General features: G+C 72.4%; 27 protein-coding genes and 1 tRNA gene. 12 read left to right on the top strand and 16 right to left on the bottom strand.

The window, feature by feature from the left end:
* Positions 1-131 precede the first annotated feature (131 nt).
* A complete protein-coding gene (locus tag ACSP97_RS15265; protein WP_355147684.1) occupies positions 132-1,430 on the top strand; it encodes a cyclopropane-fatty-acyl-phospholipid synthase family protein in 1,299 nt (432 codons plus the stop codon).
* Positions 1,431-1,497: 67 nt separating this feature from the next.
* Here ACSP97_RS15265 and ACSP97_RS15260 read toward each other — a convergent pair whose 3' ends face one another.
* Both ACSP97_RS15260 and ACSP97_RS15255 read right to left on the bottom strand, forming a co-directional pair.
* Positions 1,498-4,026: an ABC transporter permease gene (locus ACSP97_RS15260; RefSeq protein WP_358275254.1), complete on the bottom strand. Its 2,529-nt coding sequence runs from the start codon at positions 4,024-4,026 to the stop codon at positions 1,498-1,500.
* Entirely contained in the window at positions 4,026-4,796 is a 771-nt protein-coding gene (locus ACSP97_RS15255) for an ABC transporter ATP-binding protein (RefSeq protein WP_355147680.1), read from the bottom strand. The genes ACSP97_RS15260 and ACSP97_RS15255 overlap by 1 nt, the downstream gene beginning before the upstream one ends.
* Before the next feature lie 420 nt (positions 4,797-5,216).
* Between ACSP97_RS15255 and ACSP97_RS15250 the strand changes: the two genes are divergently transcribed.
* Together ACSP97_RS15250 and ACSP97_RS15245 are read left to right on the top strand one after the other, a co-directional pair.
* Positions 5,217-5,303 (top strand) — tRNA-Leu (locus ACSP97_RS15250).
* A 192-nt stretch (positions 5,304-5,495) separates the two neighbouring features.
* Positions 5,496-6,386, top strand: coding sequence for a Bax inhibitor-1/YccA family protein (locus ACSP97_RS15245; RefSeq protein WP_440557921.1), 891 nt, complete (start codon positions 5,496-5,498; stop codon positions 6,384-6,386).
* Between the two features lie 65 nt (positions 6,387-6,451).
* Here ACSP97_RS15245 and ACSP97_RS15240 read toward each other — a convergent pair whose 3' ends face one another.
* A complete protein-coding gene (locus ACSP97_RS15240; RefSeq protein ID WP_070023660.1) occupies positions 6,452-6,682 on the bottom strand; it encodes a DUF4287 domain-containing protein in 231 nt (76 codons plus the stop codon).
* 99 nt (positions 6,683-6,781) lie between these two features.
* Between ACSP97_RS15240 and ACSP97_RS15235 the strand changes: the two genes are divergently transcribed.
* A complete protein-coding gene (locus ACSP97_RS15235) occupies positions 6,782-7,093 on the top strand; it encodes a hypothetical protein (protein WP_355147676.1) in 312 nt (103 codons plus the stop codon).
* 37 nt (positions 7,094-7,130) lie between these two features.
* On the opposite strand, the gene ACSP97_RS15230 is transcribed toward ACSP97_RS15235, so the two are convergent.
* The 3 genes from ACSP97_RS15230 to ACSP97_RS15220 form a co-directional block, all read right to left on the bottom strand.
* On the bottom strand, positions 7,131-7,910 hold the full coding sequence (locus ACSP97_RS15230) for a hypothetical protein (RefSeq protein WP_355147674.1): 780 nt from the start codon (positions 7,908-7,910) through the stop codon (positions 7,131-7,133).
* A 302-nt stretch (positions 7,911-8,212) separates the two neighbouring features.
* Positions 8,213-9,433 carry an acetyl-CoA C-acetyltransferase gene (locus ACSP97_RS15225; RefSeq protein WP_070023654.1) on the bottom strand — a complete coding sequence of 407 codons (1,221 nt, stop codon included), beginning with the start codon at positions 9,431-9,433 and terminating at the stop codon, positions 8,213-8,215.
* Positions 9,434-9,620: 187 nt separating this feature from the next.
* The gene (locus ACSP97_RS15220; RefSeq protein WP_440557919.1) at positions 9,621-10,637 is read right to left on the bottom strand and encodes an SGNH/GDSL hydrolase family protein; all 1,017 of its coding nucleotides are present in this window, start codon (positions 10,635-10,637) and stop codon (positions 9,621-9,623) included.
* A 159-nt stretch (positions 10,638-10,796) separates the two neighbouring features.
* On the opposite strand from ACSP97_RS15220, the gene ACSP97_RS15215 reads away from it, so the two are divergent.
* The gene (locus tag ACSP97_RS15215; protein ID WP_355523481.1) at positions 10,797-12,188 is read left to right on the top strand and encodes a cystathionine beta-synthase; all 1,392 of its coding nucleotides are present in this window, start codon (positions 10,797-10,799) and stop codon (positions 12,186-12,188) included.
* 62 nt (positions 12,189-12,250) lie between these two features.
* Here the strand turns inward: ACSP97_RS15215 and ACSP97_RS15210 are convergent, their stop codons facing one another.
* Both ACSP97_RS15210 and ACSP97_RS15205 read right to left on the bottom strand, forming a co-directional pair.
* Positions 12,251-12,442, bottom strand: a complete 192-nt coding sequence (locus ACSP97_RS15210; RefSeq protein ID WP_355322329.1) for a DUF397 domain-containing protein — start codon at positions 12,440-12,442, stop codon at positions 12,251-12,253.
* Positions 12,439-13,302: a helix-turn-helix domain-containing protein gene (locus ACSP97_RS15205; protein ID WP_440557918.1), complete on the bottom strand. Its 864-nt coding sequence runs from the start codon at positions 13,300-13,302 to the stop codon at positions 12,439-12,441. Before ACSP97_RS15205 ends, ACSP97_RS15210 begins: the two co-directional genes overlap by 4 nt.
* 89 nt (positions 13,303-13,391) lie before the next feature.
* Here ACSP97_RS15205 and ACSP97_RS15200 point away from each other — a divergent pair, with 89 nt between their 5' ends.
* The 3 genes from ACSP97_RS15200 (at position 13,392) to ACSP97_RS15190 (ending at position 14,348) form a co-directional block, all read left to right on the top strand.
* The gene (locus ACSP97_RS15200) at positions 13,392-13,595 is read left to right on the top strand and encodes a hypothetical protein (protein WP_440557916.1); all 204 of its coding nucleotides are present in this window, start codon (positions 13,392-13,394) and stop codon (positions 13,593-13,595) included.
* 148 nt (positions 13,596-13,743) lie between these two features.
* Entirely contained in the window at positions 13,744-13,935 is a 192-nt protein-coding gene (locus ACSP97_RS15195) for a hypothetical protein (protein ID WP_355147664.1), read from the top strand.
* A 35-nt stretch (positions 13,936-13,970) separates the two neighbouring features.
* Positions 13,971-14,348, top strand: a complete 378-nt coding sequence (locus ACSP97_RS15190; protein WP_355147662.1) for a hypothetical protein — start codon at positions 13,971-13,973, stop codon at positions 14,346-14,348.
* Positions 14,349-14,726: 378 nt separating this feature from the next.
* Here ACSP97_RS15190 and ACSP97_RS15185 read toward each other — a convergent pair whose 3' ends face one another.
* The 3 genes from ACSP97_RS15185 to ACSP97_RS15175 all read right to left on the bottom strand — a co-directional run bounded on the left by ACSP97_RS15185 (position 14,727) and on the right by ACSP97_RS15175 (position 16,422).
* Entirely contained in the window at positions 14,727-15,170 is a 444-nt protein-coding gene (locus ACSP97_RS15185) for a hypothetical protein (RefSeq protein ID WP_355147660.1), read from the bottom strand.
* A gap of 83 nt (positions 15,171-15,253) precedes the next feature.
* Positions 15,254-15,829 (bottom strand): carbonic anhydrase, encoded by a 576-nt coding sequence (locus ACSP97_RS15180; RefSeq protein WP_388294284.1) that lies wholly within the window; start codon positions 15,827-15,829, stop codon positions 15,254-15,256.
* 170 nt (positions 15,830-15,999) lie between these two features.
* Positions 16,000-16,422: a MerR family transcriptional regulator gene (locus ACSP97_RS15175; RefSeq protein WP_355147656.1), complete on the bottom strand. Its 423-nt coding sequence runs from the start codon at positions 16,420-16,422 to the stop codon at positions 16,000-16,002.
* Positions 16,423-16,482: 60 nt separating this feature from the next.
* Here ACSP97_RS15175 and ACSP97_RS15170 point away from each other — a divergent pair, with 60 nt between their 5' ends.
* The 3 genes from ACSP97_RS15170 to ACSP97_RS15160 all read left to right on the top strand — a co-directional run bounded on the left by ACSP97_RS15170 (position 16,483) and on the right by ACSP97_RS15160 (position 19,383).
* Positions 16,483-17,688, top strand: a complete 1,206-nt coding sequence (locus ACSP97_RS15170; RefSeq protein ID WP_440557914.1) for an MFS transporter — start codon at positions 16,483-16,485, stop codon at positions 17,686-17,688.
* 138 nt (positions 17,689-17,826) lie between these two features.
* Positions 17,827-18,672 carry a MurR/RpiR family transcriptional regulator gene (locus tag ACSP97_RS15165; RefSeq protein ID WP_355147645.1) on the top strand — a complete coding sequence of 282 codons (846 nt, stop codon included), beginning with the start codon at positions 17,827-17,829 and terminating at the stop codon, positions 18,670-18,672.
* Positions 18,673-18,828: 156 nt separating this feature from the next.
* A complete protein-coding gene (locus tag ACSP97_RS15160) occupies positions 18,829-19,383 on the top strand; it encodes a hypothetical protein (protein ID WP_440558439.1) in 555 nt (184 codons plus the stop codon).
* A 7-nt stretch (positions 19,384-19,390) separates the two neighbouring features.
* On the opposite strand, the gene ACSP97_RS15155 is transcribed toward ACSP97_RS15160, so the two are convergent.
* From ACSP97_RS15155 to ACSP97_RS15135, 5 genes are all read right to left on the bottom strand, one after another.
* A complete protein-coding gene (locus ACSP97_RS15155) occupies positions 19,391-19,765 on the bottom strand; it encodes a hypothetical protein (RefSeq protein ID WP_355147643.1) in 375 nt (124 codons plus the stop codon).
* 11 nt (positions 19,766-19,776) lie between these two features.
* Entirely contained in the window at positions 19,777-20,271 is a 495-nt protein-coding gene (locus tag ACSP97_RS15150) for a roadblock/LC7 domain-containing protein (protein ID WP_355147641.1), read from the bottom strand.
* A 31-nt stretch (positions 20,272-20,302) separates the two neighbouring features.
* Positions 20,303-21,190, bottom strand: coding sequence for a transcriptional regulator (locus ACSP97_RS15145; protein WP_364723155.1), 888 nt, complete (start codon positions 21,188-21,190; stop codon positions 20,303-20,305).
* Positions 21,187-21,570, bottom strand: coding sequence for a hypothetical protein (locus ACSP97_RS15140; protein ID WP_355147637.1), 384 nt, complete (start codon positions 21,568-21,570; stop codon positions 21,187-21,189). The genes ACSP97_RS15145 and ACSP97_RS15140 overlap by 4 nt, the downstream gene beginning before the upstream one ends.
* Before the next feature lie 181 nt (positions 21,571-21,751).
* Positions 21,752-23,143, bottom strand: coding sequence for a diaminopimelate decarboxylase (locus ACSP97_RS15135; protein ID WP_440557911.1), 1,392 nt, complete (start codon positions 23,141-23,143; stop codon positions 21,752-21,754).
* A 137-nt stretch (positions 23,144-23,280) separates the two neighbouring features.
* Between ACSP97_RS15135 and hutU the strand changes: the two genes are divergently transcribed.
* On the top strand, positions 23,281-24,945 hold the full coding sequence (gene hutU, locus ACSP97_RS15130; protein WP_355147633.1) for a urocanate hydratase: 1,665 nt from the start codon (positions 23,281-23,283) through the stop codon (positions 24,943-24,945).
* The last annotated feature ends 105 nt before the right edge of the window (positions 24,946-25,050 follow it).

Below are 25,050 nucleotides of genomic sequence, written 5' to 3'. Positions count from 1 at the left end.
TCCCGGGGGCCATCTGGGTGGCCACTGCAACTTTTTGCCCTCTCGTAACTCCATTGCGGGACTGTGCGGGACGACCGACGGTGTTTACGTGGTAACCGGCATCCGGGATCGTCGTCTTGGAGGTGTGCGTCATGGCCGACGCCGCGTCGCGGCTGAACAGTCTTGCCGAGCAGATGCTGGGGGCTCCGCTCCCGGTTCGGCTGCGGGCCTGGGACGGATCACAGGCCGGGCCTCCCGGCGCTCCCACGCTCGTCGTGCGCAACCGGCGCGCCCTGCGCCGCATCCTGTTCAAGCCGGGCGAGCTGGGCCTGGCCCGCGCCTGGGTCGCCGGGGACCTGGACATCGAGGGCGACCTGTACACGGCGCTGGACAGCATGGCCGCGCTGATCTGGGAGCGCGGGGAGGACGGGCGCACCCTCCTCCAGGCCGTGCGTGACCCCGCCGTCCGCGCCGCCGCCCGCGAGCTGCTCAAGCTCGCCGGCCCGCCGATCCCGCCCGCGCCGCCGCGCGAGGAGGTCCGCAGACACCGCCATCTGCACACCCGCGGCAGCGACAAGCGCGCCATCAGCCACCACTACGACGTCGGCAACGACTTCTACGAGCTGGTCCTCGGTCCCTCGATGGTGTACTCCTGCGCCTACTGGGAGTCCTTCGGCAAGGACGCCACCCTGGAGGACGCCCAGCGGGACAAGCTCGAACTGGTCTGCCAGAAGCTCGGTCTGAAGGAGGGCCGGCGGCTGCTGGACGTCGGCTGCGGCTGGGGCTCCATGGCCCTGCACGCGGCCCGGGAGCACGGGGTGAGCGTCGTCGGGGTCACCCTCTCCCAGGAGCAGGCCGCGTACGCCCGCAAGCGCGTCGCCGACGAGGGACTGACCGACCGGGTGGAGATCAGGGTCCAGGACTACCGGGACGTCACCGACGGCCCCTTCGACGCGATCTCCTCCATCGGCATGGCCGAGCACGTCGGCGCCGAACGCTACCTGGAGTACGCCCACCGGCTGTACGACCTGCTCACGCCCGGCGGCCGGCTGCTCAACCACCAGATCGCCCGCCGCCCGCAGCGCGACGAATCCGCCTACAGCGTCGACGAGTTCATCGACGCCTACGTCTTCCCGGACGGTGAACTCGCCCCCATCGGCACCACGGTCACCCAGCTGGAGCGCGCCGGGTTCGAGGTGCGCGACGTACACGCCCTGCGCGAGCACTACGGCCGCACCCTGCGCCAGTGGGTGGCCAACCTGGAGGCCGACTGGGACCGCGCCGTGCGCCTGACCAGCCCCGGCCGGGCCCGGGTCTGGCGGCTGTACATGGCCGCCTCCGCGCTCGCCTTCGAGCACAACCGCATCGGCGTCAACCAGGTCCTCGCGGTCCGCACCCCGGAGTCGGGCGCCTCCGGGCTCCCGCCGCGCACCCGCACCTGGCAGGGCTGAACCGCCCGGCACGGCGAAGGGGCCCCGCGTCCGCGGGGCCCCTTTCCGGTGTCGTACGACCGTTCGGCTACTCGGCCTTGATGGCCGCCAGCACGTTCAGCCGGGCCGCGCGGCGGGCCGGCCACAGCGCGGCCAGCACGCCGACGACGCCCGCGAGCACCAGGAAGACCACCAGTCGGCCCCACGGCAGGACCAGTTCGTACGTCGGCATCCTGGTGCCCACCAGCCGGCCGGCCGCCCAGCCGAAGAACACGCCGAGGCCGAGGCCGAGCACGCCGCCGAAGAGGGAGATCACCAGGGACTCCAGGCGGACCATCCGCTTGATGCCCCTGCGGTCCAGGCCGATCGCGCGGAGCATGCCGATCTCCTGGGAGCGCTCGAACACCGACATCGCCAGGGTGTTGACGACACCGAGGACCGCGACGATCACCGCCATGCCGAGCAGGCCGTAGACCATGTTCAGCATCAGGGTGAAGACCTGCGCGATGTCGTTGGACAGGTCCTTCTTGTCCTGGATCTTGATCGCGGGGTTGGTGCCCAGGGCCTTCGCCAGCCGGTCCTTGGTCGCGGTCGACGCGCCGTCGGCCGTCTTGACCATGACCTGCATGTCGGCCGGGTGGCTCAGGTGCGGGGTGAGCACCGCGTCGTCGAGCATGATGCCGCGGATCATGTCGTTGCCGTCGTAGATCCCGGCGACGGTCAGGCGCTGCGCCTTGCCGTCCTCGAAGTGGGCGGTCAGCCGCGAACCGGGCGTCCAGCCGTACTCCTTGGCTCGCTCCTTGTCCACGACGATCCGCGTGCCGCTCACCGTGAAGCTGCCCTGGTCCACCTTCAGGTCCGTCAGCTTCGCGATGGACGCGCCGTCGACGCCGGTCAGGAACTCGGTCTTGCCGTCGATGCGGGACTCGGCGTTGCGCAGCGGGCTGCTGGCGGTGACCCCGTCGGTGGCGGCGAGCTTCTTCGCCACGTCGGGGGAGAGCGGGGAGCCGTTGGCCATCGAGACGACGTAGTCGGCGCGGATCGCCGAGGCGGCCATCTTGTCGATCGCGTGCTGGAGGCTGCCCGCCATCACCGTCATGCCGGTGATCAGGGTCAGGCCGATCATCAGTGCCGAGGCGGTGGCCGCCGTACGGCGCGGGTTGCGCACCGAGTTCTGGCGGGCCAGCTTGCCCGCGATGCCGAACGCGCGCATCAGCGGGGCGGCGGCCGCGATCAGCGGACGGGACAGCAGCGGGGTCAGCACGAACACGCCGATGATCAGCAGCACGGCGCCGAACCCCATCGGGGCCTGGCCGGAGTCGCCGTCCATCGTGGTGGCGGCGAGGATCACCGTCACACCGGCCGCCGTGAACAGCGCGCCGATCGTGTTGCGCAGCACCAGCGACTTGGTGGTCGCCTTGGCGTGCACGCTGTTCATCGCCGCCACCGGCGGGATCTTCGCGGCCCGGCGGGCGGGCAGCCAGGCGGCCAGCATGGTGATGACGACGCCGACCACGAGGGCGGCGGCCACCGTACCGGGGCTGATCACCAGCGGTCCGTCGGGCATGCTCCCGCCGAAGGAACCGACCAGGGCGCGCAGGCCCGCGCCGATGCCGATGCCGGCGAGCAGACCGGCCACGCCGGCGACCGCGCCGACCACGAACGCCTCGATCAGCACCGAGCGGGTGACCTGGCGGCGGGAGGCGCCGACCGCGCGCAGCAGGGCCAGCTCCTTGGTGCGCTGGGCGACCAGCATGGTGAAGGTGTTGGCGATGATGAAGGTACCGACGAACAGGGCGATGCCCGCGAACACCAGCAGGCCCGTCTTCATGCTGCTCATGCCGTCGGCGATCGTCTTCGCCTGGTCGTCGGCGAGCTTCTTGCCGGTGGTGGTCTTCACCTGGTGGGCGGGCAGCGCCCGGTCCAGCTGGGCCTTGAGCGCCGCCTGGCCGGTGCCGGGCTTCGCCTTGACGTCGATCTCGTCGTAGGTGCCGTTCTTGCCGAACAGCGCCTGCGCGGTGGGCGTGTCGAACAGCGCGAGGCTGCCGCCCGCGGTCACGTTGCCGTCGTCGGTGGTGAAGATGCCGGCGACGGTCGGGGTGAGCACGGGCCCGTCGACCGAGAGCCGCACGGTGTCGCCGACCTGGTAGCCGGCCCGCTCGGCGGACTTGGAGTCGAGCAGCACCTCGTTCCGGCCGTGCGGGGCGTGCCCGGCGATCAGCGGGTAGCGGGCGTCCTTGGCCCCCCAGTAGTTCCCGCCGCGGGACTGCCAGTCGCCGCCGACGAGCTTGCCGTGCTTGTCGGCGACGGCGGTGAAGCCGCCGACGACGCCGGTGGCGGAGGCGGCGCCGGGGACCTTGCCGGCCGTGTCGAGCATGGCCTGGGTGAGGTCCGGCGTCTTGCCGACCTTGTCGCCCTTGGAGTCCTGGTACTGGGGCTGTACGGCGACGTCGACCTGGTCGAAGCCCTTGGCGGAGCTGTTCTGGAAGGCGTCGGAGACGGTGTTGGTGAAGACGAGGGTCCCGGAGACGAAGGCCACGCCGAGCATGACGGCGAGCACCGTCATCAGCAGCCGGGCCTTGTGCGCGAGGACGTTGCGCAGGGCGGTGCGGAACATCAGCTGGTACGGCCCTTCGCGTCGAACTGCTTCATGGTGTCGAGCACGGACTCGGCGGTCGGACCGTACATCTCGTCCACGATCCGCCCGTCGGCCAGGAAGATCACGCGGTCCGCGTAGGCCGCGGCCACCGGGTCGTGGGTCACCATGACCACCGTCTGGCCCAGCTCGCGCACGGAGTTGCGCAGGAAGCCGAGGACCTCGGCGCCGGAGCGCGAGTCCAGGTTGCCGGTCGGCTCGTCACCGAAGATGATCTCCGGCTTGGAGGCGAGGGCGCGGGCCACGGCGACGCGCTGCTGCTGGCCGCCGGACAGCTGGGAGGGCCGGTGGCCGAGCCGCCCGGACAGTCCCACCATCTGGATGACCTGGTCCAGCCACGCCTTGTCGGGCTTGCGGCCCGCGATGTCCATCGGCAGCGTGATGTTCTCCAGCGCGGTCAGCGTCGGCAGCAGGTTGAAGGCCTGGAAGATGAAGCCGATCTTGTCCCGGCGCAACTTGGTGAGCTGCTTGTCCTTGAGCGAGCCCAGCTCGGTCTCGCCGATCCGCACGGAACCGGAGGAGAAGGTGTCGAGGCCGGCCACGCAGTGCATCAGCGTGGACTTGCCGGAGCCGGAGGGGCCCATGATCGCGGTGAACTCGGCCTGCCCGAAGTCGACGGAGACCTTGTCCAGGGCGACCACCCGGGTCTCACCCTGCCCGTAGATCTTCGACAGCTCCGTGGCGCGTGCGGCCACGGCGGTGGCCGGGCGTGCGGTGGGTGTGGTGGTCACGGGACGGTGCTCCTCGGGACGGCGTGTTCATGGGGACCGCTCCATCGTCCCGTCCCGTGGGGCCCGGGTAGTCAGCCGCTGTTCCGGTTCCCGGGGACGACTCGGGTCGGACCACGGGGGTGCCTTGTCATACCTGGGGAGGACCCCCGACCCTGAGCCGCCGGGGCCGCCGCCGTCCCGGCCGCCGTGACCGGGCGCTCTCAAGAACAGGTGGGGCGCCCTTCTTCGGGCGGTGAAATTCCGTCATTTCACGTACAGGTGCACGTGCGTCACGTCACGCTACTGGCAAGTGCGGACGACCGGTTCCGTGGTCTGATGCACCCTCAGACGTCAATAAAATAAGACAACATCGGTCCTCCACTCCGCTGTTCGGGGGATGCGTCCCGATAGGCTCGGACCTCGAAGCGGAGCCCATGGCCTGCCCGGATGGTGGAATGCAGACACGGCGAGCTTAAACCTCGCTGCCCCTTCGCGGGCGTGCCGGTTCAAGTCCGGCTCCGGGCACCACTCACTCTTCTCGCGCTCGGTCGGCGGCGAGTTCGTCACGGAAGGCGATCACCCATGGCCGGGGCGCCCTCCTCCGCGTAGCGTGTGGACCGACACGGCAGGGGAAAGATCCTCCTCAGGTAGCATGATCGATCCTTTGCCAATCCATTACGCTTGAGCCAAGGCTGCGCACGGCAGCCATGGAGGAGTGAGATGAGGAGCAGCAACCCGGTCTTCTCGCGACGGGGGTTCAGCCGCGACAACGGCTACGCCGGCTTCAACACCGCAGCGCAGGCCGGGTACGCAGGGGCCAACCCGTACGCGCAGAACCCCTACGCGCAGAACCCGTACGCGCAGGACCCGTACATGCCGGTCGGCCACGCGCCGTCCGACACCGAGTACGGCGCCCCGCCGCAGGCCCCGGCCGGCACCGGCCGGATGACGATGGACGACGTCGTCGTCCGCTCGGCCCTGACGCTCGGCACCGTCGTGGTGGGTGCCGTCCTCGCCTGGGCACTGCTGCCGGTCTCGCCCACGAGCTACGGCCTGGCCGTCGGCTCCGCGCTGATCGCGTTCGTCCTGGCGATGGTCCAGAACTTCAAGCGCACCCCGGCGCCCGCGCTGATCCTCGGCTACGCGGCCTTCGAGGGCATCTTCCTCGGCGTCATCAGCGAGATGTACAACAGCCGCTGGCAGGGCGCCCCCTTCCAGGCGGTGCTCGGCACCATGGCGGTCTCCGGCGCCACCCTGCTCGTCTACAAGGCGGGCTGGATCCGGGTCACGGCCCGTTACGCCCGCATCGGCCTCGCCATCGCGATGGCCTTCCTGGTCGTCATGGCGGTCAACCTGCTGCTGGTCGTGTTCGGCGTCGCCGAGGACGGCGGTCTGCGCAGCTTCGGCCCGATCGGCGCGGTCGTCGGCATCATCGCGATCCTGCTCGGCGCGTTCTTCCTGACGCTCGACTTCAAGCAGATCCAGGACGGCATCGCCTACGGCGCCCCGCGCGAGGAGTCCTGGCTCGCCGCGTTCGGTCTTTCCGTCACCCTGGTCTGGATCTACCTGGAGATGCTGCGGCTGGTGGCGATCTTCACCAACAACGACTAGCGCGCACCGCGCTGGTGAGAGGGCCCCGGGCTGCCGCCCGGGGCCCTTTGCCGTCGGTGGGTGCCTCAGCGCAGCTTGCGGGCCGCCCGGCGCAGGTCGTACTCGTGCACGATGGCCTTCGCGTGGCCGTAGGCCAGGTCGTACTCCTGGCGGAGCCAGCCGACCTTCTCCTCGAAGCGGACCAGGGCGGGGCCTTCCTCGACGGTGCGCAGCCAGTCGGAGACCTCGCGGCCGGTGCAGTGCGGGATGCGGGCGAGCAGGTTGCGGTGGGTCTCGTCGGAGAACGGTTGGGACATCGGCACCTCCGAAAGCAAAGGGGCTGTGAGCCGGTCCTTCACTGCACCGTGCCCGAGCGTTCGCCTCTTGGCAACAGTGCGGCGCGTTACGCTCGGCGCGTGGTTGATACGACGCCCCTGACCCAAGCAGTGGATCACTTCGCCGACCGGTTGCGCGCGGCACCGCAGAGCAGGCTCCAGCGCGGCGCCGCCGCGGAGGCGCTGGCGCTGGCCAGGGAACTGGCCCGGCGGGCGCAGGCGGTCGAGGAGCCGGGGAGCGAGCCCCGGCAGATGCCGGACGCGGGGATGTTCGCGGCGGCCGATCAGATCCTGGTCGCGGCGCACGACTTGGCGCTGGTGCTGAAGAGTGACGACGAGGTCGGCGAGGCGGTCCGGCTGGTGGAGGAGGCGCGGGGCCGGGCGGGGGTCTGAGCCGGGGCCCGGGGCCGTCCCGCGGATCCGCCGCGGCCTACAGGGACGCGATGACGCGGTCCGCCAGGATGTAGATCATCTCCGCGCCGCAGGCGAAGGTGAGGGTGTAGGCGCCGGAGATGCCCGAACCGCCGAGCAGGCAGGGGGCTTCGCCCGCCTCCACGGCCCGCGCCAGCCGCTCGGCCGTCTCGCGGTGACCCGGGGTCATGCACAGCGTGGTGCCGTCGGCGAAGACGTAGACGTCGAGGGTGCCCAGCGGTCCCGGGCGGACGTCGGACAGCTCGACCCGCTCGGCGGCCAGCTGCTCCAGCGTGGCGGCCGTGCGCTCGTGGTCGGCCGCCGCCGACCGCTCCGGGACGAAGTCCGGGTGCGAGGGGTGCCGGCGGCGGGCCGCGGCCAGCTCGGGGGACTCCCCGGCGAACTCGTCGGTGTCCGCGGTCGGCTCCGCCACCGGCTCCAGGCCGGCGAAGTCGGACTCCCGGGGCAGGAACGGCTCGTGGTCGGGCAGGCCGAGCGCGGAGGGCGCGTCGGAGGCGTCGCGGGCCTCCTGCGCGGCCCAGAAGGCACGCGCCTCGGCGAGTTCCCGCTCCCGTTCCTCGGCGAGCGCCTCGGCCACGGCCGCGCGTATCCGGTCGGTGTCGGCATGGGTGCGGGCGTGCGGCAGCAGCGCGTGCATGGCGGCTGACTGGTTCTCCGCGAGCTGGGCCTGCAACTGCGTGAGCTGCCGGCGCAGCTTCAGCACGGTGCGCAGGACGGCGACGCCCACGGCGCCCGTGGCGGCCGTGGTGAGCAGCAGGGCGATGGGCATGGCGCTCACTGACGTACTCCCAGGTTCAAAGTCGACCCCCGACTTCCTACATCAGCTTGAAGGGCGGACTATCCAGCTGTCAGTGCGTAACGTCACGAAACGGACAGTTCTTTGGGTTCGCGTGCGCGTCGGACGATGTGCCGGTCCGTGCTGACCTGCGCCGATGCCCGGGGCGGGGGAGATAGGTCACATCCTGGGGGAGATTGGATCACAGAAAGGCCCAGAACCCGGCGGTTTCCGGGGTTCTGGGCCGATCCCTGACGTAAAGTGCCCGAATCGCTACGGACGGTGGGTCGCGCGGGCGGCGCGGGTCAGCTGAGGCGCTCGATGACCATGGCCATGCCCTGGCCGCCGCCGACGCACATCGTCTCCAGGCCGAACTGCTTGTCGTGCCACTGGAGGGAGTTGATCAGCGTGCCGGTGATCCGGGCGCCGGTCATACCGAAGGGGTGGCCGACGGCGATGGCGCCGCCGTTGACGTTCAGCTTGTCGAGGTCGATGCCGAGCTCCCGGTAGGAGGGGATCACCTGGGCGGCGAACGCCTCGTTGATCTCGACCAGGTCGATGTCGTCGACGGTCAGTCCGGCCCGGCGCAGCGCCTGCTTGCTGGCCTCGACCGGGCCGAGGCCCATGATCTCGGGGGAGAGGGCGGAGACGCCGGTGGAGACGATCCGGGCGAGCGGGGTCAGGCCCAGCTCGCGGGCCTTGGTGTCGCTCATGATCACGAGGGCGGCGGCGCCGTCGTTGAGCGGGCAGCAGTTGCCGGCGGTGACCAGGCCGTCGGGGCGGAAGACCGGCTTCAGCCCGGCGACGCCCTCCATGGTGACGCCGGCGCGCGGGCCGTCGTCCTTGCTGACGACGGTGCCGTCGGGGAGCGTCACCGGGGTGATCTCGCGCTCCCAGAAGCCGTCCTTGATGGCCTGCTCGGCGAGGTTCTGCGAGCGGACGCCGAACTCGTCCATCTCCTGGCGGGTGATGCCCTTCCAGCGCGCCAGGTTCTCGGCGGTCTGGCCCATCGCGATGTAGGCGTCGGGGATCAGCCCGTCCTCGCGCGGGTCGTGCCAGGTGGTGCCCTCCTGCTGGGCGACCGCGGCGGTGCGGGCCTCGGCCTCGGCGAACAGCGGGTTGTGCGTGTCCGGCAGGCCGTCGGAGCTGCCCTTGGCGAAGCGGGAGACCGTCTCGACACCGGCCGAGATGAAGACGTCGCCCTCGCCGGCCTTGATGGCGTGCAGGGCCATCCGGGAGGTCTGGAGGGAGGAGGAGCAGTAGCGGGTGATGGTGCAGCCGGGCAGGTGGTCCATGCCCATCTGCACGGCGACGATGCGGCCGAGGTTGTGGCCCTGCTCGCCGCCGGGCAGACCGCAGCCGAGCATCAGGTCGTCGATGTCCCTCGGGTCCAGCTCGGGGATCTTCGCGAGGGCGGCCTGGATGATCGTGGCGGTGAGGTCGTCGGGGCGCAGGTCCTTGAGGGACCCCTTGCCGGCGCGGCCGATGGGGGAGCGGGCGGTCGAGACGATGACGGCTTCGGGCATCACGGCTCCAGTGAACGGGGTTTCGGGCAGGACCGGTTTGGAAGTTACCCGCACGTATGAACCAGGTCACCGGGGTTGCGGTGTGACACTGGCCGCAGTTTTCTAAGCGCTTGCTTGGTCGGGCCGGTCGCTCGGGTGTCCCCGGCCCTTCCAGTGCAGCACGGCCCCGCGGACTCCGGTACGCCGGTCAGGCCGACGGGGTCACCGGTTCGGCCTCCGGGACGCGGCGGCGGCGCCGGCGCTTGAGCAGCGCCCAGGGACCGCGCGGGCCCGTCGGTATCGCCGCCGTGACCTCCGTGCCCGCCTCGGACGCCGCCTCCGCCGCGGCCCGGGCCACCGGCAGGAAGCCCTCGCGGCGCGTCACGTCCGGCCGCTCCTCCTCCGGCCACAGGCCCAGCACCGCGCAGACCGTGGGCAGGACGGCCATCGCCGCCGTGGCGTAGCCCTCGGCCGAGGGGTGGTAGTTGTCCGGCCCGAACAGCTCCCGCGGGTTCGCCGCGAACTCGGGCCCCAGCAGATCGCCCAGGGACACGGTGCGTCCCCCCTGCTCCACCACGCCGATCGTCTGCGCCGCCGCCAGCTGCCGGGACGCCCGCCGGGCCAGCCAGCGCAGCGGCTGCTGCACCGGCTCGATGGTGCCGAGGTCGGGACAGGTGCCGACCACCACCTCCGCACCGGCCGTGCGCAGCCGCCGTACCGCCGCCGACAGGTACCGCACCGAACGCGTGAACGGCATCCGGTGGGTGACGTCGTTGGCGCCGATCATGATCACGCAGATGTCCGGCGCGGGCCCGGGCGACGACAGCACCAGCGCCACCTGCCGGTCCAGGTCGTCGGACTGGGCGCCCGGCAGCGCGACGTTCCACAGCTCCACCGGGTGTTCCGCCACCGCCGCGAGCCCCGAGGCCAGCAGCGCGCCCGGTGTCTGGCCCGCCCGGTGCACGCCCTGCCCGGCGGCCGTGGAGTCGCCGAGCATCACCAGCCGCAGCGGTGGATCACCGCCCACGTCGTAGGAGTGGCCGTACACCCCGTCCGCCACCGGTACCCGCCCGCTGCTGCCGTTGCCCACATGGCGCCGGGCCAGCCGTACCTCCGCGAGCACCAGTCCGACGGCCGCCGCCCCGACCAGTCCGGCCCCGCCCCCGCCGTAGGCCGCTCCGGCCGCGATCCGCCGGGCCACCCGCGCCCTCGACATGCTTGTCATGCGCCGCCGCCACCTCCTCCTAGCCCTCCACCCACTCCTTGCCCCGTACAGGGCGTGCGCCAATCTCCACGGGGAGTGAACGACCGCGCGAGCCGGGTGCCTGGCCTTAGGCTGGCGGCACCACTAGGACCACATTTTTTGCAGCGACCGGAGACAACGGTGCGATTCCACGACTCGATGATCAGCCTCGTCGGCGACACCCCGCTGGTGAAGCTCAACAACGTGACCAAGGGCATCCAGGCGACCGTCCTGGCCAAGGTGGAGTACTTCAACCCGGGCGGTTCCGTGAAGGACCGCATCGCCCTGCGCATGATCGAGGCCGCCGAGGAGAGCGGGGAGCTGAAGCCCGGCGGCACCATCGTGGAGCCCACCAGCGGCAACACCGGGGTCGGCCTGGCGATCGTGGCCCAGCAGAAGGGCTACAAGTGCATCTTCGTGTGCCCCGACAAGGTGAGCACCGACAAGATCAATGTGCTGCGTGCCTACGGCGCCGAGGTCGTCGTCTGCCCGACCGCGGTCGACCCCGAGCACCCGGACTCGTACTACAACGTCTCCGACCGGCTGGTGCGCGAGACCCCGGGCGCCTGGAAGCCCGACCAGTACTCCAACCCGAACAACCCGCTGTCGCACTACCACTCCACCGGTCCGGAGCTGTGGGACCAGACCGAGGGGAAGATCACCCACTTCGTGGCGGGCGTCGGCACCGGCGGCACCATCTCCGGCACCGGCCGCTACCTGAAGGACGCCAGCGACGGCAAGGTCAAGGTCATCGGCGCCGACCCCGAGGGCTCGGTGTACTCGGGCGGTTCCGGGCGCCCGTACCTGATCGAGGGCGTCGGTGAGGACTTCTGGCCGACCGCCTACGACCGCACCGTCGCCGACGAGATCGTGGCCGTCTCCGACAAGGACGCCTTCCAGATGACCCGCCGCCTGGCCAAGGAGGAGGGCCTGCTGGTGGGCGGCTCCTGCGGCATGGCCGTGGTCGCCGCGCTGCGGGTCGCCGAGCGGCTCGGCCCGGACGACGTGGTCGTGGTGCTGCTGCCGGACAGCGGCCGCGGCTACCTCTCGAAGATCTTCAACGACGAGTGGATGGCCGACTACGGCTTCCTGGAGGACGAGGGCCCGAGCGCCCGCGTCGCCGACGTGCTGAACGACAAGGCGGGCGCCACGATCCCGTCCCTCGTGCACATGCACCCGGAGGAGACCGTCGGCCAGGCCATCGAGGTGCTGCGCGAGTACGGCGTCTCCCAGATGCCCGTCGTCAAGCCGGGCGCGGGTCACCCGGACGTGATGGCCGCCGAGGTCGTCGGCTCGGTCGTGGAGCGCGAGCTGCTCGACGCCCTGTTCTCCAAGCGCGCCTCCCTGGAGGACCCGCTGGAGAAGCACATGTCGGCCCCGCTGCCCCAGGTCGGCTCCGGCGAGCCGGTCGGCGACCTGATGCAGGTGCTGGGCGCGGCGGACGCGGCGATCGTCCTCGTCGAGGGCAAGCCGACCGGCGTGATCAGCCGCCAGGACCTGCTGGCGTTCCTGGCCAAGGGCGGCGCCAAGTAGTCCGACCGACGCGGGCCCCCTTCCCGGACGGGAGGGGGCCCGCTTTTTCGTGCCGGGTGCGTTCAGACGCTCTGGTGAGAGGCGAACTGGACGAACGCGGACCAGGAGTTGGCGCTGAAGGTGAGGGTGCCGGCGTCGCGGTCCTTGGTGTCGCGGACGGGGACGGTGCCGGGGAGGTTGGTGGCGACCTCCACGCAGGCGCCGCCGTTGTTGCTGTAGGAGGACGTGAACCAGCGGGGGGAGTCGGTCGTCACGGGGTGCCCTTTCGTACCTCATGGATCATGGCCACCGATGCCGCCTGAGGCAGAGCTTCGGCCTGCAACTGATGGTAGGCCGACAACAGGGGGAGTACGGCTGTCGTTTCGCGATCCACGTGTCCTCGTAACTGGGACTCCGCGTATGCGACCACGGACAGGTCCGGCATCGTCAGCAGGTACATGGGGAGGCCGAACGTACGACGCTCCCCTATCTCGAACGGGGCGATCTGGAGCACGGTGTTCGGTAGTTCGGCGAACTGGGCCAGCCGGTCGAGCTGGGCGTTCATGACCTTGGGGCCGCCGACCAGCCTGCGAACGCAGCTCTCGTCCATCACCACCAGCATCATGGGCGGGCGGGGCCGCTCCAGCGCGGCTTGCCGCTCCGCCAGGAACGCGACGCGCTCATCCGCCTGTTCGGGGGTGATGGCGCCACGCCGTACCGCGCTGTTCGCCAGCACCCGTGCGTACTCCGGTGTCTGGAGCAGCCCAGGGACGATCCCGATCTCGTACAGCCGGATCTCCGCGGCCCGCCCCTCGTACTTGATGTACTCCGGGAAGCCCTCCAGCAGACTGCCGTGCTTGATCTCGCGGTACTCACGCTCGAACGACTCCGCTGTGTCCGCGAGGCCGAACGCCCGGTCGGCGCTACGCGAAAAGCGAAGGGTCGGAGGCTTCCGACCAGTTTCGATGGCCGAGATATGCACACTGGAATATTCCGTGCGAGCGGCAAGGTCCTCTTGAGTCCAGCCGCGAGCCTCGCGCTTGCTGCGCATACGCGCTCCGTAGGCAGCCTGCGGTGAGGCGTCCGGGTTCAACTCCTTGCGGTTCAAGGCGCGTTCGACGACCTTCCGTTCCATCCTGACCAGTTGAAGGGATCTCCACTCTAGGCAACTCTGAAGCCGCTCGGTAGCGATTCCGCTACACAGAGGAGTGGCGAGGTAGGGACATGACGCGTGAGCGGAACCCGGACGACATGCTGGCCAGGCTGAAGCTCGCCTTCCACGAGGCCGGATGGCTGGTCGACCTGGACGTCATCCAGACATCCTGGGGGCCGCGCCTCGCCTTCCGGCACGGCCTGGGGCTGGACCACGTGGACGAGCTGATCCTGACGATCGAGGCCGGGATCAAGGCGAGGGTGATCCGGCCTTGACGATGACTCTCGCGGTGTACCGGGTGGACCGCCGGGGGAACCGGCACCTCGTGCGGGCAGAGCACGAGGTCACTCCCCTCAAGCGGCCGGAATTCTCCAGCGCTTGGCCGCCGTGCGAGTGCCCGAGGCATCGCAAGCGCAGGCGCCCATGAGGCCCCGGCCGTTGGTGCGGGGCTTCTGTCTCCTCTGCCGCCACCACAAGTACGTCTTCTGGATCGGTCCGGTCGAACACGACAGGCAGCGGGCGCCGGCCTACGCCTGCGAGGACTGCTGCGCGTTCGTGCGGGCCTACGTCGACCAGTTCAACCGGCAGTGGGACCAGCGTCCCGCCATGCCATGAGATACCCACCGTTGCATCTCGCCTGGGAGTCCGCGATGTTCCGATGCAAGGCCACGACCGGCTTGGACGACGGTGTCCGAGCCCTCGCGGAGCAGATTCCGTCCCCGCGTGCGGACGTCGACTGGGCGTCGTCCCCGTCGTTCCGGTGCATGCTCGAAGACGTACCCCACGAACGCCACGTGGCGTTCCTCCGTACCGGCGCGAGCATGGCCCCGGACTCCGACGTCTTCGTGTGCTGGCGCGCCGGGGCACCCGGGCAGTGGCTCGAGGACATCGAGTGCTGCATGAACAAGCCGAACCCCCTGGCCACGGGCTGCACCCTCTTCAAGGGACACCCCGGACGGTGCGAATGGCAGTACACCGACCCCGAGGACATGGCCGTCCAGACGGCGGCCGACCGGCTGACCCTGTGACCCGGCGGCAGGGCGAGCCGGCCGTGACCACGGCGAACTCCGGGTGACCCCGGCCGCTCCAACCGCCGTGGAACTGGTACGAGGGCGTCATGTGCACGCAGCACCCGCTTAACACGGGTGCGGCACATTGGTGGGTGTCGGCAGGACGGAAGGACACCTCCCGGGCATCGCACCCCGGACGAGTCCACCCGTACCGGCCGGCACCCGAACGGCGTCAGGACCTCCGGAGCGGCTCCCGGACCTCCATGGACGCCCTGGACGCAGCCGGGCCTGACCCGGCCCGCGTCCCTCGCGGGGACCGCCGTCGTCCCGCCCCCCGGTAACGGGGGTGCGGCGGTCCCCGCGTAACTCCTTCTCGCGGCGCGCGGACCGGTCCGCTCAGTCGGGCGTGCCCGAGCGCCCGCGGCCCTGGACCAGTTCCGGGTGGAGCCGTATCGCCTGCGCCGCGTTGACGCCGACGATGCCTATCCAGGTGACGATCATCCCGGCGAGTCCCGCCATGGCGGCGCCGATCGCCGACAGCGGGATGGCCAGGACCAGGGTGAGCAGGGCGAAGCCGTAGCGTTCGCCCCAGGAGTCGGCGGCCGTTCGGGGCCGCCGGTCGCCGCGCGCGGCAGCCATCTGCTGCTCGGCCAGCTGCCGCCGCACCCGTCGGTCCACCGCGCCGTCCAGCCGCTGCTCGACCTTCTCAAGGAAGGACTCGACCAGGGCGGAGTCGTAGTCGTCGCCCAGGTCCCTGCGGGCCCGGACGGTGGCGTCGAGATCCTTCCGCAGCTCGGCGTCGCTCCTGAGATCGGCGTCCTGCGGGTCACGTGCGCTCATGGCCCCACCCTAGGGAGCCGCGCGGCCCCGCCGCACTGGGGAAAGCCCCCCTCTCGGGGTGGTGGACACCACCCCGAGAACCCCTAGGGCAGCAGGGACACCAGCCCCGACGCGGCATCGAGGCGGGCGGCCACCACATGGGCGGCGGCGAAGGCGGGATCGGCGCGGATCGCGTCCCGCACCCAGGCCGTGTGGGCGCGCAGGGCGTGCTCGGCCCAGTCGCCGGGCCGGTCCCGGGTGCGGCGGGCGGCCGGGGCGATCTCGTCCACCAGCAGCTCCAGATGGCCCGGCACCGGGGCCCCGGTGCGCAGCCGCTCCAGCGTGGCGGCCACGGCGGCGCAGCGTTCGTGCCCGAGTACCAGCACGAGCGGGGCGCCGAGCTCCTGCACGCCGTACTGGACGGCGCCGAGCACGGCCTCGTCCAGCACCTGTCCGGCGGTGCGGCTGCACAGCAGCTCCCCGAGCGGCTGGTCGAAGAGCAGCTCCGGGGGGACGGGGGCGTCCACGCAGCCGACGACCACCGCGGACGGGCCGCGCCCGGCAGGCAGCCCGCAGAGGTGACGACGGGGACGGCCGCGGGCGTAACGGGCGTTGCCGGCGAGGAGTTCGTCCAGCACGGCGGCGGCGGTGCGCGGCGGCTCGCCGGTGCCGGGCGGCACGGGGAGCGAGGGGCAGGGGGGACGGGGAGCGGGCGCGGCCGGCGTCCGTAAGGTCCGGTGGGGGGTGGCCATGACGCTTCCTCGGTGTCGTGCCAGTAGCGCTCACCGTAGGCGCACGGCCCATCACTGCGGGTGTCGGTTTAACGGCGCTTGGGCGTTTCGTCGTCGGATCATCGCCGCCCCGATACCGCCTCTTGAGCGGCCTCGCACGCGGGCTCGGGCACGCCGTCCGTCCCGCCGCGGCGGACCGCCGCGACGTACTCGGAGATGGCGTCCCGGCTGCGGACCAGGCAGTCGATGCGCCGGCTCATCCGGTCCAGTTCGCGCTCCAGCGTCGCCATCGTCTCGGGGGTGGCGTCCGTGACGTGGATGGCCCGGGGCTGCTTCAGGCAGGGCAGGATCTGCTTGATGACGCGGGTCGGCAGCCCGGAGTCGAGCAGCCCCCGGATCTGCAGCACCCGGTCCACGCTGCGCTCGGGGTAGTCCCGGTAGCCGTTGGCCGAGCGGTCCGGCACGAGCAGCCCCTGCTCCTCGTAGTAGCGCAGCATCCGGCGTGGTGTGCCGGTGCGTTCGGCCAGTTCCCCGATGCGCATGAGACGCCTCCCCGAGCCGACTTGACCTTCACATAAGTGTGAGGGTTCAACGCTACAGGCATGACGACCTCCCAGGCATCGCCACGCACCGGCGCGCCCACCACGCGCTCCGCCGCACTGCCCGTCTCCCCGCTCCTGGCCCTGTGCACGGCCGCTTTCCTGAGCATCCTCACCGAGGCCCTGCCGGCCGGCGTACTGCCGGAGATGGCCCGCGACCTGTCCGTCGGCGAGGCCGCGGCGGGCCAGACACTGACGGTCTACGCGATCGCCACGGGCCTGTCGGCGATCCCCGTCTCCCTGGCCACGGCGGGCTGGCGCCGCAAGCGGCTGATGCTGCTCGCGGTCCTGACGTTCGCCGTCGCCAACGCCGTCACCGCGCTGTCCGCGGACTACCTGCTGACCATGGCCGTCCGGCTGGCCGCCGGGGTCGCCGCGGCCGTGGTGTGGGCCGAACTCGTCGGCTACGCGCGCCGGCTGGCGCCGCCGCGGCTGGTGGGCCGGGCCATCGCCCTCACCATGGCCGGCGTCCCGCTGGCCCTCTCCCTGGGCATCCCGATCGGCACCTTCCTGGGCGGACTGCTGGGCTGGCGGCCCACCTTCGGCCTGGTGGCCCTGGTCTCGCTGCTGCTGCTCGGCTGGATCGCCCGCTCGGTGCCGGACTTCCCCGGCCGGCGCCCCGGCGAGCGGCCGCCGGTGCTCGGGGCGCTCAGGCTCCCCGGTGTGGTCCCGGTGCTGTTCGTGGTGGCCGCGTACGTGCTGGCGCACAACATCCTCTACACCTACATCGCCGCGTTCCTGGACCGGCACGGCATGGGCGGCTCCCGGGACCTCGTCCTCCTCGTCTTCGGTATCGCCTCGGTGGTGAGCATCCTCGTCACCGGCGCCCTGGTCGACCGCCGGCTGCGCGGCCTGACCATCGCCAGCGCCGCCCTGTTCCTGGTGGCGGCCGGTCTGCTGGCGGCACCGGCCACGAGCGCCGCCGCGGTCTACGGCGCCATGGTGCTGTGGGGCCTGGGCTGGGGCGGTCTGTCCGCCCTGCTCCAGACCGCGGTCACCGACGCGGGCGGCGACCGGGGCCAGGCCCTGCTGGTCACCACCTGGAACTCGGCCATGGCCGCGGGCGGCGCGGCCGGCGGCCTCCTGCTCCGGGCCTTCGGCGCCGGGTCCTTCCCGTGGACGGTGCTGATCCTGCTGACCCCCGTGCTGGCCGTGGTGCTCACCGCCCGCGCACACGGCTTCCCCGCGGAGCGGCCGGGGGTGAAATGAGGCTCCGGGGCGGAGCGCGGGCTCCGGTCGCGTTGTATAAAGGTATACAGCGGAACCTATTCTGAATATCAGCCCGTGTTCGGCACGGCCTCGGCGCTGTACTCTCCCGGGGCGTCGAGGACATCCGAGGGGGAGTACATGATGAGCGTGACCGACAGCCCGGCCAACCGGTTGCAGGCGCTCTTCGAGGGCCACCGGCTCACGCCGACCCAGCGCCGCATCGCGCACAGCATGGTGCGGCGCGCCGCCGACGTGCCCTTCCTGTCCAGCGTGGAGCTGGCCGAGCTGGCCGGGGTCAGCCAGCCGTCGGTGACGCGGTTCGCGGTGGCCCTCGGGTTCGACGGGTATCCCGCGCTGCGCAAGCACCTGCGCGAGGTGGTGCCCGCCGAGCCCGCCCCCGAGAACGGCGCGCACAACGAGTACCAGCTGGCCGTCGAGGCCGAGATCGAGAACCTGCGGCACCTCGCGGAACTGCTCGCCGACCCGCGCCCGGTGCGGCAGGCCGGCCGCATCCTCGCCGCCTCCCGCCCGCTGCCGGTGCTCGGGCTGCGCGCCGCCGCCTCCCAGGCGTACGGGTTCGCCTACTTCGCCGCCAAGGTCCACCCGGACGTCCGGCTGCTGGAGGAGGGCGGCACGATGATCCAGGACCGCATCGACGCCGCCGTCCGCGCGGGCGCCAGCGCGCTGCTGTGCTTCGCGCTGCCCCGGCACCCGCGCGAGGTGGTCGACACCCTCGCCTACGCCAAGGAGGTCGGCCTGACCGTCGTCACGGTCGCCGACTCCGCGTTCGCGCCCGTCGCCAAGTACTCCGACCTGCTGCTGCCCGCCGCCGTCGGCACCGGGCTGGCCTTCGACACCGCGTGCGCGCCGATGCTGCTGGGCCGGGTGCTGCTGGAGGCGGTCTGCGACGATCTGCCGGACGCGCAGGCCCGCCTGGAGGAGTTCGACGCCAAGGCCGCCGCGCGGGGACTCTTCGTGGAGTGAGCCGGTGAGCCCGGCGCGGGGCCCCGTCCTCTCAGCTTTGTCTCACGTTCGCCCGCTAATGTCCCGGCCATCTGTGGAGAGTGGAGACACGTGACACGGGAGGCCGACGTGGCGCGCGCGGGACGCGAAGGACGCGGTGGACAGGGACTGGCCCGGGTGGCCGTCGTCGTACGGGCGGGGGCCGCTCCGCTGTGGTGGCTCGGCGTGGCCGCCGCGGCGATCGGCGCCGCACCGCAGGGGCTGACGGGACGCCGGATCGGTGTGTTCGCCGGGGCCGCGCTGTTCGTCGTCGGCGCCGCGGTGGTGGCGCTGGCCCGCCGCGGGCGGTACGCCGCCCTGGTGCGCAGTGTGGCCCGCGCGGGCAAGTACGACGTCCTCCAGGACCGGGCGGTGACGGTGCGCGCCTGGCGCCGCGGGCACCGCTGGTGGCTGCTGCTGGCCTGGGCCGCCGCGCTCGGCTCCGCCTTCGCGGTGCCGGTGGCCGGCGGGCTGCTGCTGGCCGGGTGCGGCACCGGGCTGCGACTGAAGGCCGCCTGGCTCGGCCGGCGCGAACAGGCCCTGGACACCCTGCTGTGGGTGCGCGTCGACTGGCTCGACCGGCGCGGCGGCGGCCCGGCGGGCAAGACCGTCAAGGGCCTGCGCGGCACGGGTGTCGCGGCCGGCGACGCGGCCCCCGGCGGGGCCCGCCGCCGTACCGCGGCCCTCGTCTGAGCGGGGGTCAGACCTCCAGGTCCTCCTCGATCCGCCTCAACTGGTGGCGGGCCATCGCCAGGTTGGCGCGGGCGGAGTCCAGGACCAGGTAGAGGAACAGGCCGTTGCCGCCGCGCCCCTTGAGCAGGCGGATGAGGTGGTACTGGTCGCTGAGCGTGATGAGGATGTCCTCGATCTCGCTGCTGAGGCCCAGCATCTCCATCGTGCGCATCTTGGCGCGGATCACATCGGTGTTGCCGGCCGCGGCCACGTTCAGGTCGAAGGTCTTGCTGCCGCCCATCGTGCCCAGCGCCATCCCGCTGGTGTAGTCGACGAGCGCGACGCCGGTGGCGCCCTCGATCGAGGTCAGCGCCTCTTTGAGGGCGGTCTCGGTGTTGGCCATCTCGGGTCCTCTCAACTGTCGGTTGTGGTGCGTGCGGTGGTGGTGCGCGGCGTGCGCGTGGTCCGGGTGCGCGCGGGCGCGGGGGGCGCGGACGGGCGCGCGGGCGCGGCCTGGGCCGCGGCGGCCTCGGCGGCGTCCAGCAGTTCGCCGATGAGGGCGCCCGAGCGGCGGCCCTCCAGGTGCAGCCGGCCGACGTTGACCCGGTCCTGGGCGAGCAGGGTCAGTACGGCGCTGCGGCCGGCCGCGTAGGTGGCGACGTAGCCGCGCTCGCCGCGCACCAGCAGCTCCCGCAGGCCGCCGTTGCCGGTGGCGTCGGCGACCCGCACGGAGACCCCGAGCGCGGCCGCGGTGAGCGCCGCGAGGCCCTCCGGGTCGACACCGGGCGTGTCGTGGGCGACGACGAGGCCGTCGACGCCCGCCGCGAGCGCCCCGGTCAGCTGCGGCACCCGGGTGCGCAGCCGGTGCAGCTCCTCCAGGACGGTGCGCAGGTCGTCCTCGGACACCATCAGCTCTCTCCTCTCGGCGGGGCGTGGCCGTTCAAAGCGCCTCCAGCGCATCCCTGAGCCTCTTCAGCAGCGCGATGTCGGGGTCGGTGACCGGGGGTGTGAGCGGGGGCGGCGGCAGGTCCCGGGCCCGGCCGGGTGCCGCCCCGGGCGCCGCCGGTACGGGTGCGAGGTGCCCGGCCGCCGCCAGCCGGCGCACGTCGACCAGCGTGTGGAACGCCTGCCGGCCCAGCTCCCGGGCGATGTCGGTGGCCGTGCGGGTGCCGTCCACGCGGTCCAGGACGGCGCGTTGGCGGGGGGTGACGGGGGCGGGGCGGGAGGGTCCGGCCGCCCGGGGGCCGCCGGGGGCCGGGGTGCCGGTGGGGGCGGGGGCGGCCGTCCGGGGGCCGGGGTCCGCGCGGATCAGGGGCGCGGTGTCGGCGGCCGGGTCGGGCCACAGGCGGTGCAGTTGCAGCCGGCGCCGCAGGGTCTCGTGCTCCAGCGCGACCACCGGGACCGAGGGCAGCGGGCCGGTGCGGGGCGCGCCGTCGTAGCGGAACCTGCCCGGTGTGCTGCTCGGCGCCAGGGCGAAGTACCCGGCGTCGTACAGCGCGTCCAGATGGCACAGCTCCAGCGCGCCCGCGGGTAACAGCCCGGAGTCCAGCAGGAGTTCGGCCGCGTGCAGCGGACCCTCGGCCGCGGCGGCGGCCCGCTGCCAGGCGGTGGCCGCGAGGGTGCCGTGGGCCGTGAGGAGCACGTCGAGCCCCGGGGCGAGGGGACTCTCGGCGTACACCACCCGGCCCTCGGCGAGGTGCAGGGCGCCGTACTCGCGGACCAGGATCCCGGTGGCCCGTTCCTCGGCCAGCCGGGTCAGCATCGGGGACAGGGCGCGGGGGGCCGACTTGTCCCGCACCGGCAGCGGCGGTGTACGGACCATGGTCATCCCAGCACCAGGCGGGCGGCCATCTCGCCGAGCCGGATCCGGGCGAGCGCGAGATTGCCCTCCGCGCGCCCCAGCCACAGATGCAGGAACACGCTGCTGTCGAACGACGTGTCCACGAACCGCAGCAGGTGGTAGCTGTCGGCGTTGCTGACGATCACGTCCTCCACGGGCGGCCGGTCCTCACCGCGGGCGGTGAAGGTGCCGTGCTCGGCGGCCAGACGGGCCAGTTCGGCGGCCTCGGCGGCGGCCGCCTCGTGGTCCCCGCCGGGCGCCTCCCCGACGGTGCCGAGCGCGAGGCCGCTCGTCCAGTCCACCAGCGCGGCACCCCGGGCACCGGGCAATCGCATCGCTTCCAGCAGGCACTCGTCGATTCCGGGCACCGCGTGGCTCCCCTCCCGCCTGGGACTCCGGCTGAGTGACCCCGACACTACGCAACGTGTGGGGGAGGGGTGAGCCGTTTGGCATTTTCCAGTGGAACATGCGTCCGGCGTACTAGTGTTGGGCAACTGCCCCCTGGGTCACCGGAGTTGATCCATTTGTTCGAGATCCGGTGGGGGTGCGTCAACGGCGCTCGGGTGCTCGGAGGGCGGCGAGCGCGGAAGCGTGCGCCCCTCCGGACTCCGCGACCACCTCCGCGACCGTCTGCGGCTCCCGCACGGTGGCGAAGGCGATGCCGCCCGCGCCGTCCGGCACGAAGCCGTAGATCCCGGGCCGGGTCAGGGAGTTGTAGGCGTAGTGGTGCGCGAAGTAGTACGCGCCGGTGTCCAGCGCCGCCGCGTAGTCGCCCTGCTCCAGCGGGGGCAGCGCGCGCCCCTCGGCCAGCAGGTCGCCCGAGAAGCAGGCCGGTCCCGCCACGTCCTGCACCACCTCGGGCCCCGGCTTCGGCCGCCCCTGTGTGTCGTACGCGGCCAGCCGCAGCGGCCACGCCGCCGGCGCGTACACCGTCCGCGTCGCCACCTGCACGCCCGCGTGCGTCACCGCGATCCGCCGCCCGCCCGAGCGCTTGGCGTACTCCACCCGCGCCACCGTCGTGCCGTGCTTGGCCAGCAGCGACCGCCCGAACTCGGTCACCAGTCCGTACCGCCCCGCGCACAGCCCCGGCACCTGCTCGGCCAGCAGCCGCGCGTACCGCGCGTACGTCGGCGTCGTCGCCTCGCCCGCGAAGTTCACCGGCAGCCCGCCGCCGATGTCGAGCGTGTCGATCTGCCGCCGCCCCACCCGCGCGTTGATCTCCTCCGCCAGCGCGAAGGTCTCCGCCACGCCCCGCGCCAGCAGCGCCAGCGGAATCCCCTGGGAGCCGGTGTGCGCGTGCAGCCGGGTCAGCCACGGCCGCCGGGCGTACGCCTGTACGACCCACTCGCGCGCCCCCTCGTCGCGCAGCGCCACCCCGAACTTCGAGGTCTCGGTCGCCGTGGACGTCGCCCCGATGGTGCCGCCGCCGATCTGCGGATTGACCCGGATGCCCAGTGGGGAACGGGTGGGCGCGGAGCCCACCAGGGCGTCCAGCCGGGCCAGCTCCTGCGGGTTGTCGGCGTTCACGGCGACGCCCAGCGCCAGCGCCTCGCGCAGCTCGGCCGGGGTCTTGGCCGGCGAGTCCAGCACCGTGTGCGCCGCCGGCACGCCGGCCGCGCGGGCCAGGGCCAGCTCGCCGGGGCTCGCCACCTCGGCGCCGATGCCCGCCTCGTGCAGCAGCCGCAGCACCGGCACCAGCGGGGTCGCCTTCACCGCGAACGCGTGCAGCACCGGGGTGCCCGGCGCCAGCACCGCCTCGAACGCCGCCCGCAGCGCCGCCGCCGACTCCCGGATGCCGGTGACGTCGAGCAGCCCCACCACGGCCGCGTCCGGCCCCAGCAGGCCCTGCGCCACCGCGCCCCGCACCGCGTCGTCCCGCCGCGCGGCCCGTCGCTCCGCCTCGGCCTCGGCCGTCACCTCGTCCACGACCTCGTGTTCCACCGCGTCTCCCTCCTGTCGGCCGTCAGGTGGTTCCAGCCAAACACCCGGGACGCGCGGATGGGGACGCCCCGATGTATTGACTAGTTCTATTCAGACGGTCAGGATGTGAATAGACGTAGCAACAGCAGGAGGCAGAGATGTCGGGACCCCGCCCCGTACGAGCACCGCGCGGCACGGAACTCAGCGCCCTGGGCTGGCAGCAGGAGGCCGCCCTGCGCATGCTCCAGAACAACCTCGACCCCGAGGTGGCCGAGCACCCCGACAAGCTCGTCGTCTACGGCGGCACCGGCAAGGCCGCCCGTGACTGGCGCTCCTTCGACGCGATGGTGCGCACGCTGCGCACGCTCAAGCAGGACGAGACCATGCTGGTCCAGTCCGGCCGCCCGGTCGGCGTGATGCAGACCCACGAGTGGGCCCCGCGCGTCCTCATCGCCAACTCCAACCTGGTCGGCGACTGGGCCAACTGGGAGGAGTTCCGCCGCCTGGAGGCCCTCGGCCTGACCATGTACGGCCAGATGACCGCCGGCTCCTGGATCTACATCGGCACCCAGGGCATCCTCCAGGGCACCTACGAGACCTTCGCCGCCGTCGCCGCGAAGAAGTTCGGCGGCACCCTCGCCGGGACCATCACCCTCACCGCCGGCCTCGGCGGCATGGGCGGCGCCCAGCCGCTCGCCGTCACCATGAACGACGGCGTCGCGATCTGCATCGACTGCGACCCGCGCGCCATCGACCGGCGCATCGAACACCGCTACCTGGACGTGCGGGCCGACAGCCTCGACCACGCGCTCCAGCTCGCGACGGAGGCCCGCGACGCGCGCCGCCCGCTGTCCATCGGCGTCCTCGGCAACGCGGCCGAGCTGGTCCCGCAGCTGCTGGCGATGAACGCGCCCATCGACATCGTCACCGACCAGACCTCGGCCCACGACCCGCTGTCCTACCTGCCGGTCGGCGTCGCCTTCGAGGACATGGCCGACGCCGCGGCGAAGGACCCGGCCGGCTTCACCACCCGGGCCCGCGAGTCCATGGCCCGGCACGTCGAGGCGATGGTCGGCTTCCTGGACGCGGGCGCCGAGGTCTTCGACTACGGCAACTCGATCCGCGGCGAGGCCCAGCTCGCCGGGTACGACCGCGCCTTCGCCTTCCCCGGCTTCGTGCCCGCCTACATCCGACCGCTGTTCTGCGAGGGCAAGGGCCCCTTCCGCTGGGCCGCGCTGTCCGGCGACCCGGCGGACATCGCCAAGACCGACAAGGCGATCCTCGACCTCTTCCCGGAGAACGAGTCCCTCGCCCGCTGGATCAAGCTGGCCGGCGAGCGGGTGCACTTCCAGGGCCTGCCCGCCCGCATCTGCTGGCTCGGCTACGGCGAGCGGGACAAGGCCGGCGAGCGGTTCAACGACATGGTGGCCTCCGGTGAGCTGGCCGCGCCGCTCGCCATCGGCCGCGACCACCTCGACTGCGGCTCCGTCGCCTCGCCGTACCGCGAGACCGAGGCGATGCTCGACGGGTCCGACGCGATCGCCGACTGGCCGCTGCTGAACGCCATGGTCAACGTCGCGTCCGGCGCCTCCTGGGTGTCCATCCACCACGGCGGCGGCGTGGGCATGGGCCGGTCCATCCACGCCGGCCAGGTCACCGTCGCCGACGGCACCAAGCTCGGCGGCGAGAAGATCCGGCGCGTGCTCACCAACGACCCCGGCATGGGCGTCATCCGGCACGTGGACGCCGGGTACGACATCGCCGAGTCCGTCGCCCAGGAGCGGGGGGTCCGGGTGCCGATGCGCGAGGGTGGCGACGCGTGAGCCGCGCTCCGGGCGCCCACGGCGACGCGCCGGCGGCGGGGGCCGAGGCCCCCTCGCCGGGGGCGGGTGCGGCCGCCCCCGCCCGCCCGCGGCCGGCCCGCGGTG

It is taken from the genome of Streptomyces sp. SCPE 10 (assembly GCF_051980735.1).
GTDB classification, from domain to species: domain Bacteria; phylum Actinomycetota; class Actinomycetes; order Streptomycetales; family Streptomycetaceae; genus Streptomyces; species Streptomyces misionensis.
This window is presented reverse-complemented; position numbering and strand designations above follow the sequence as displayed.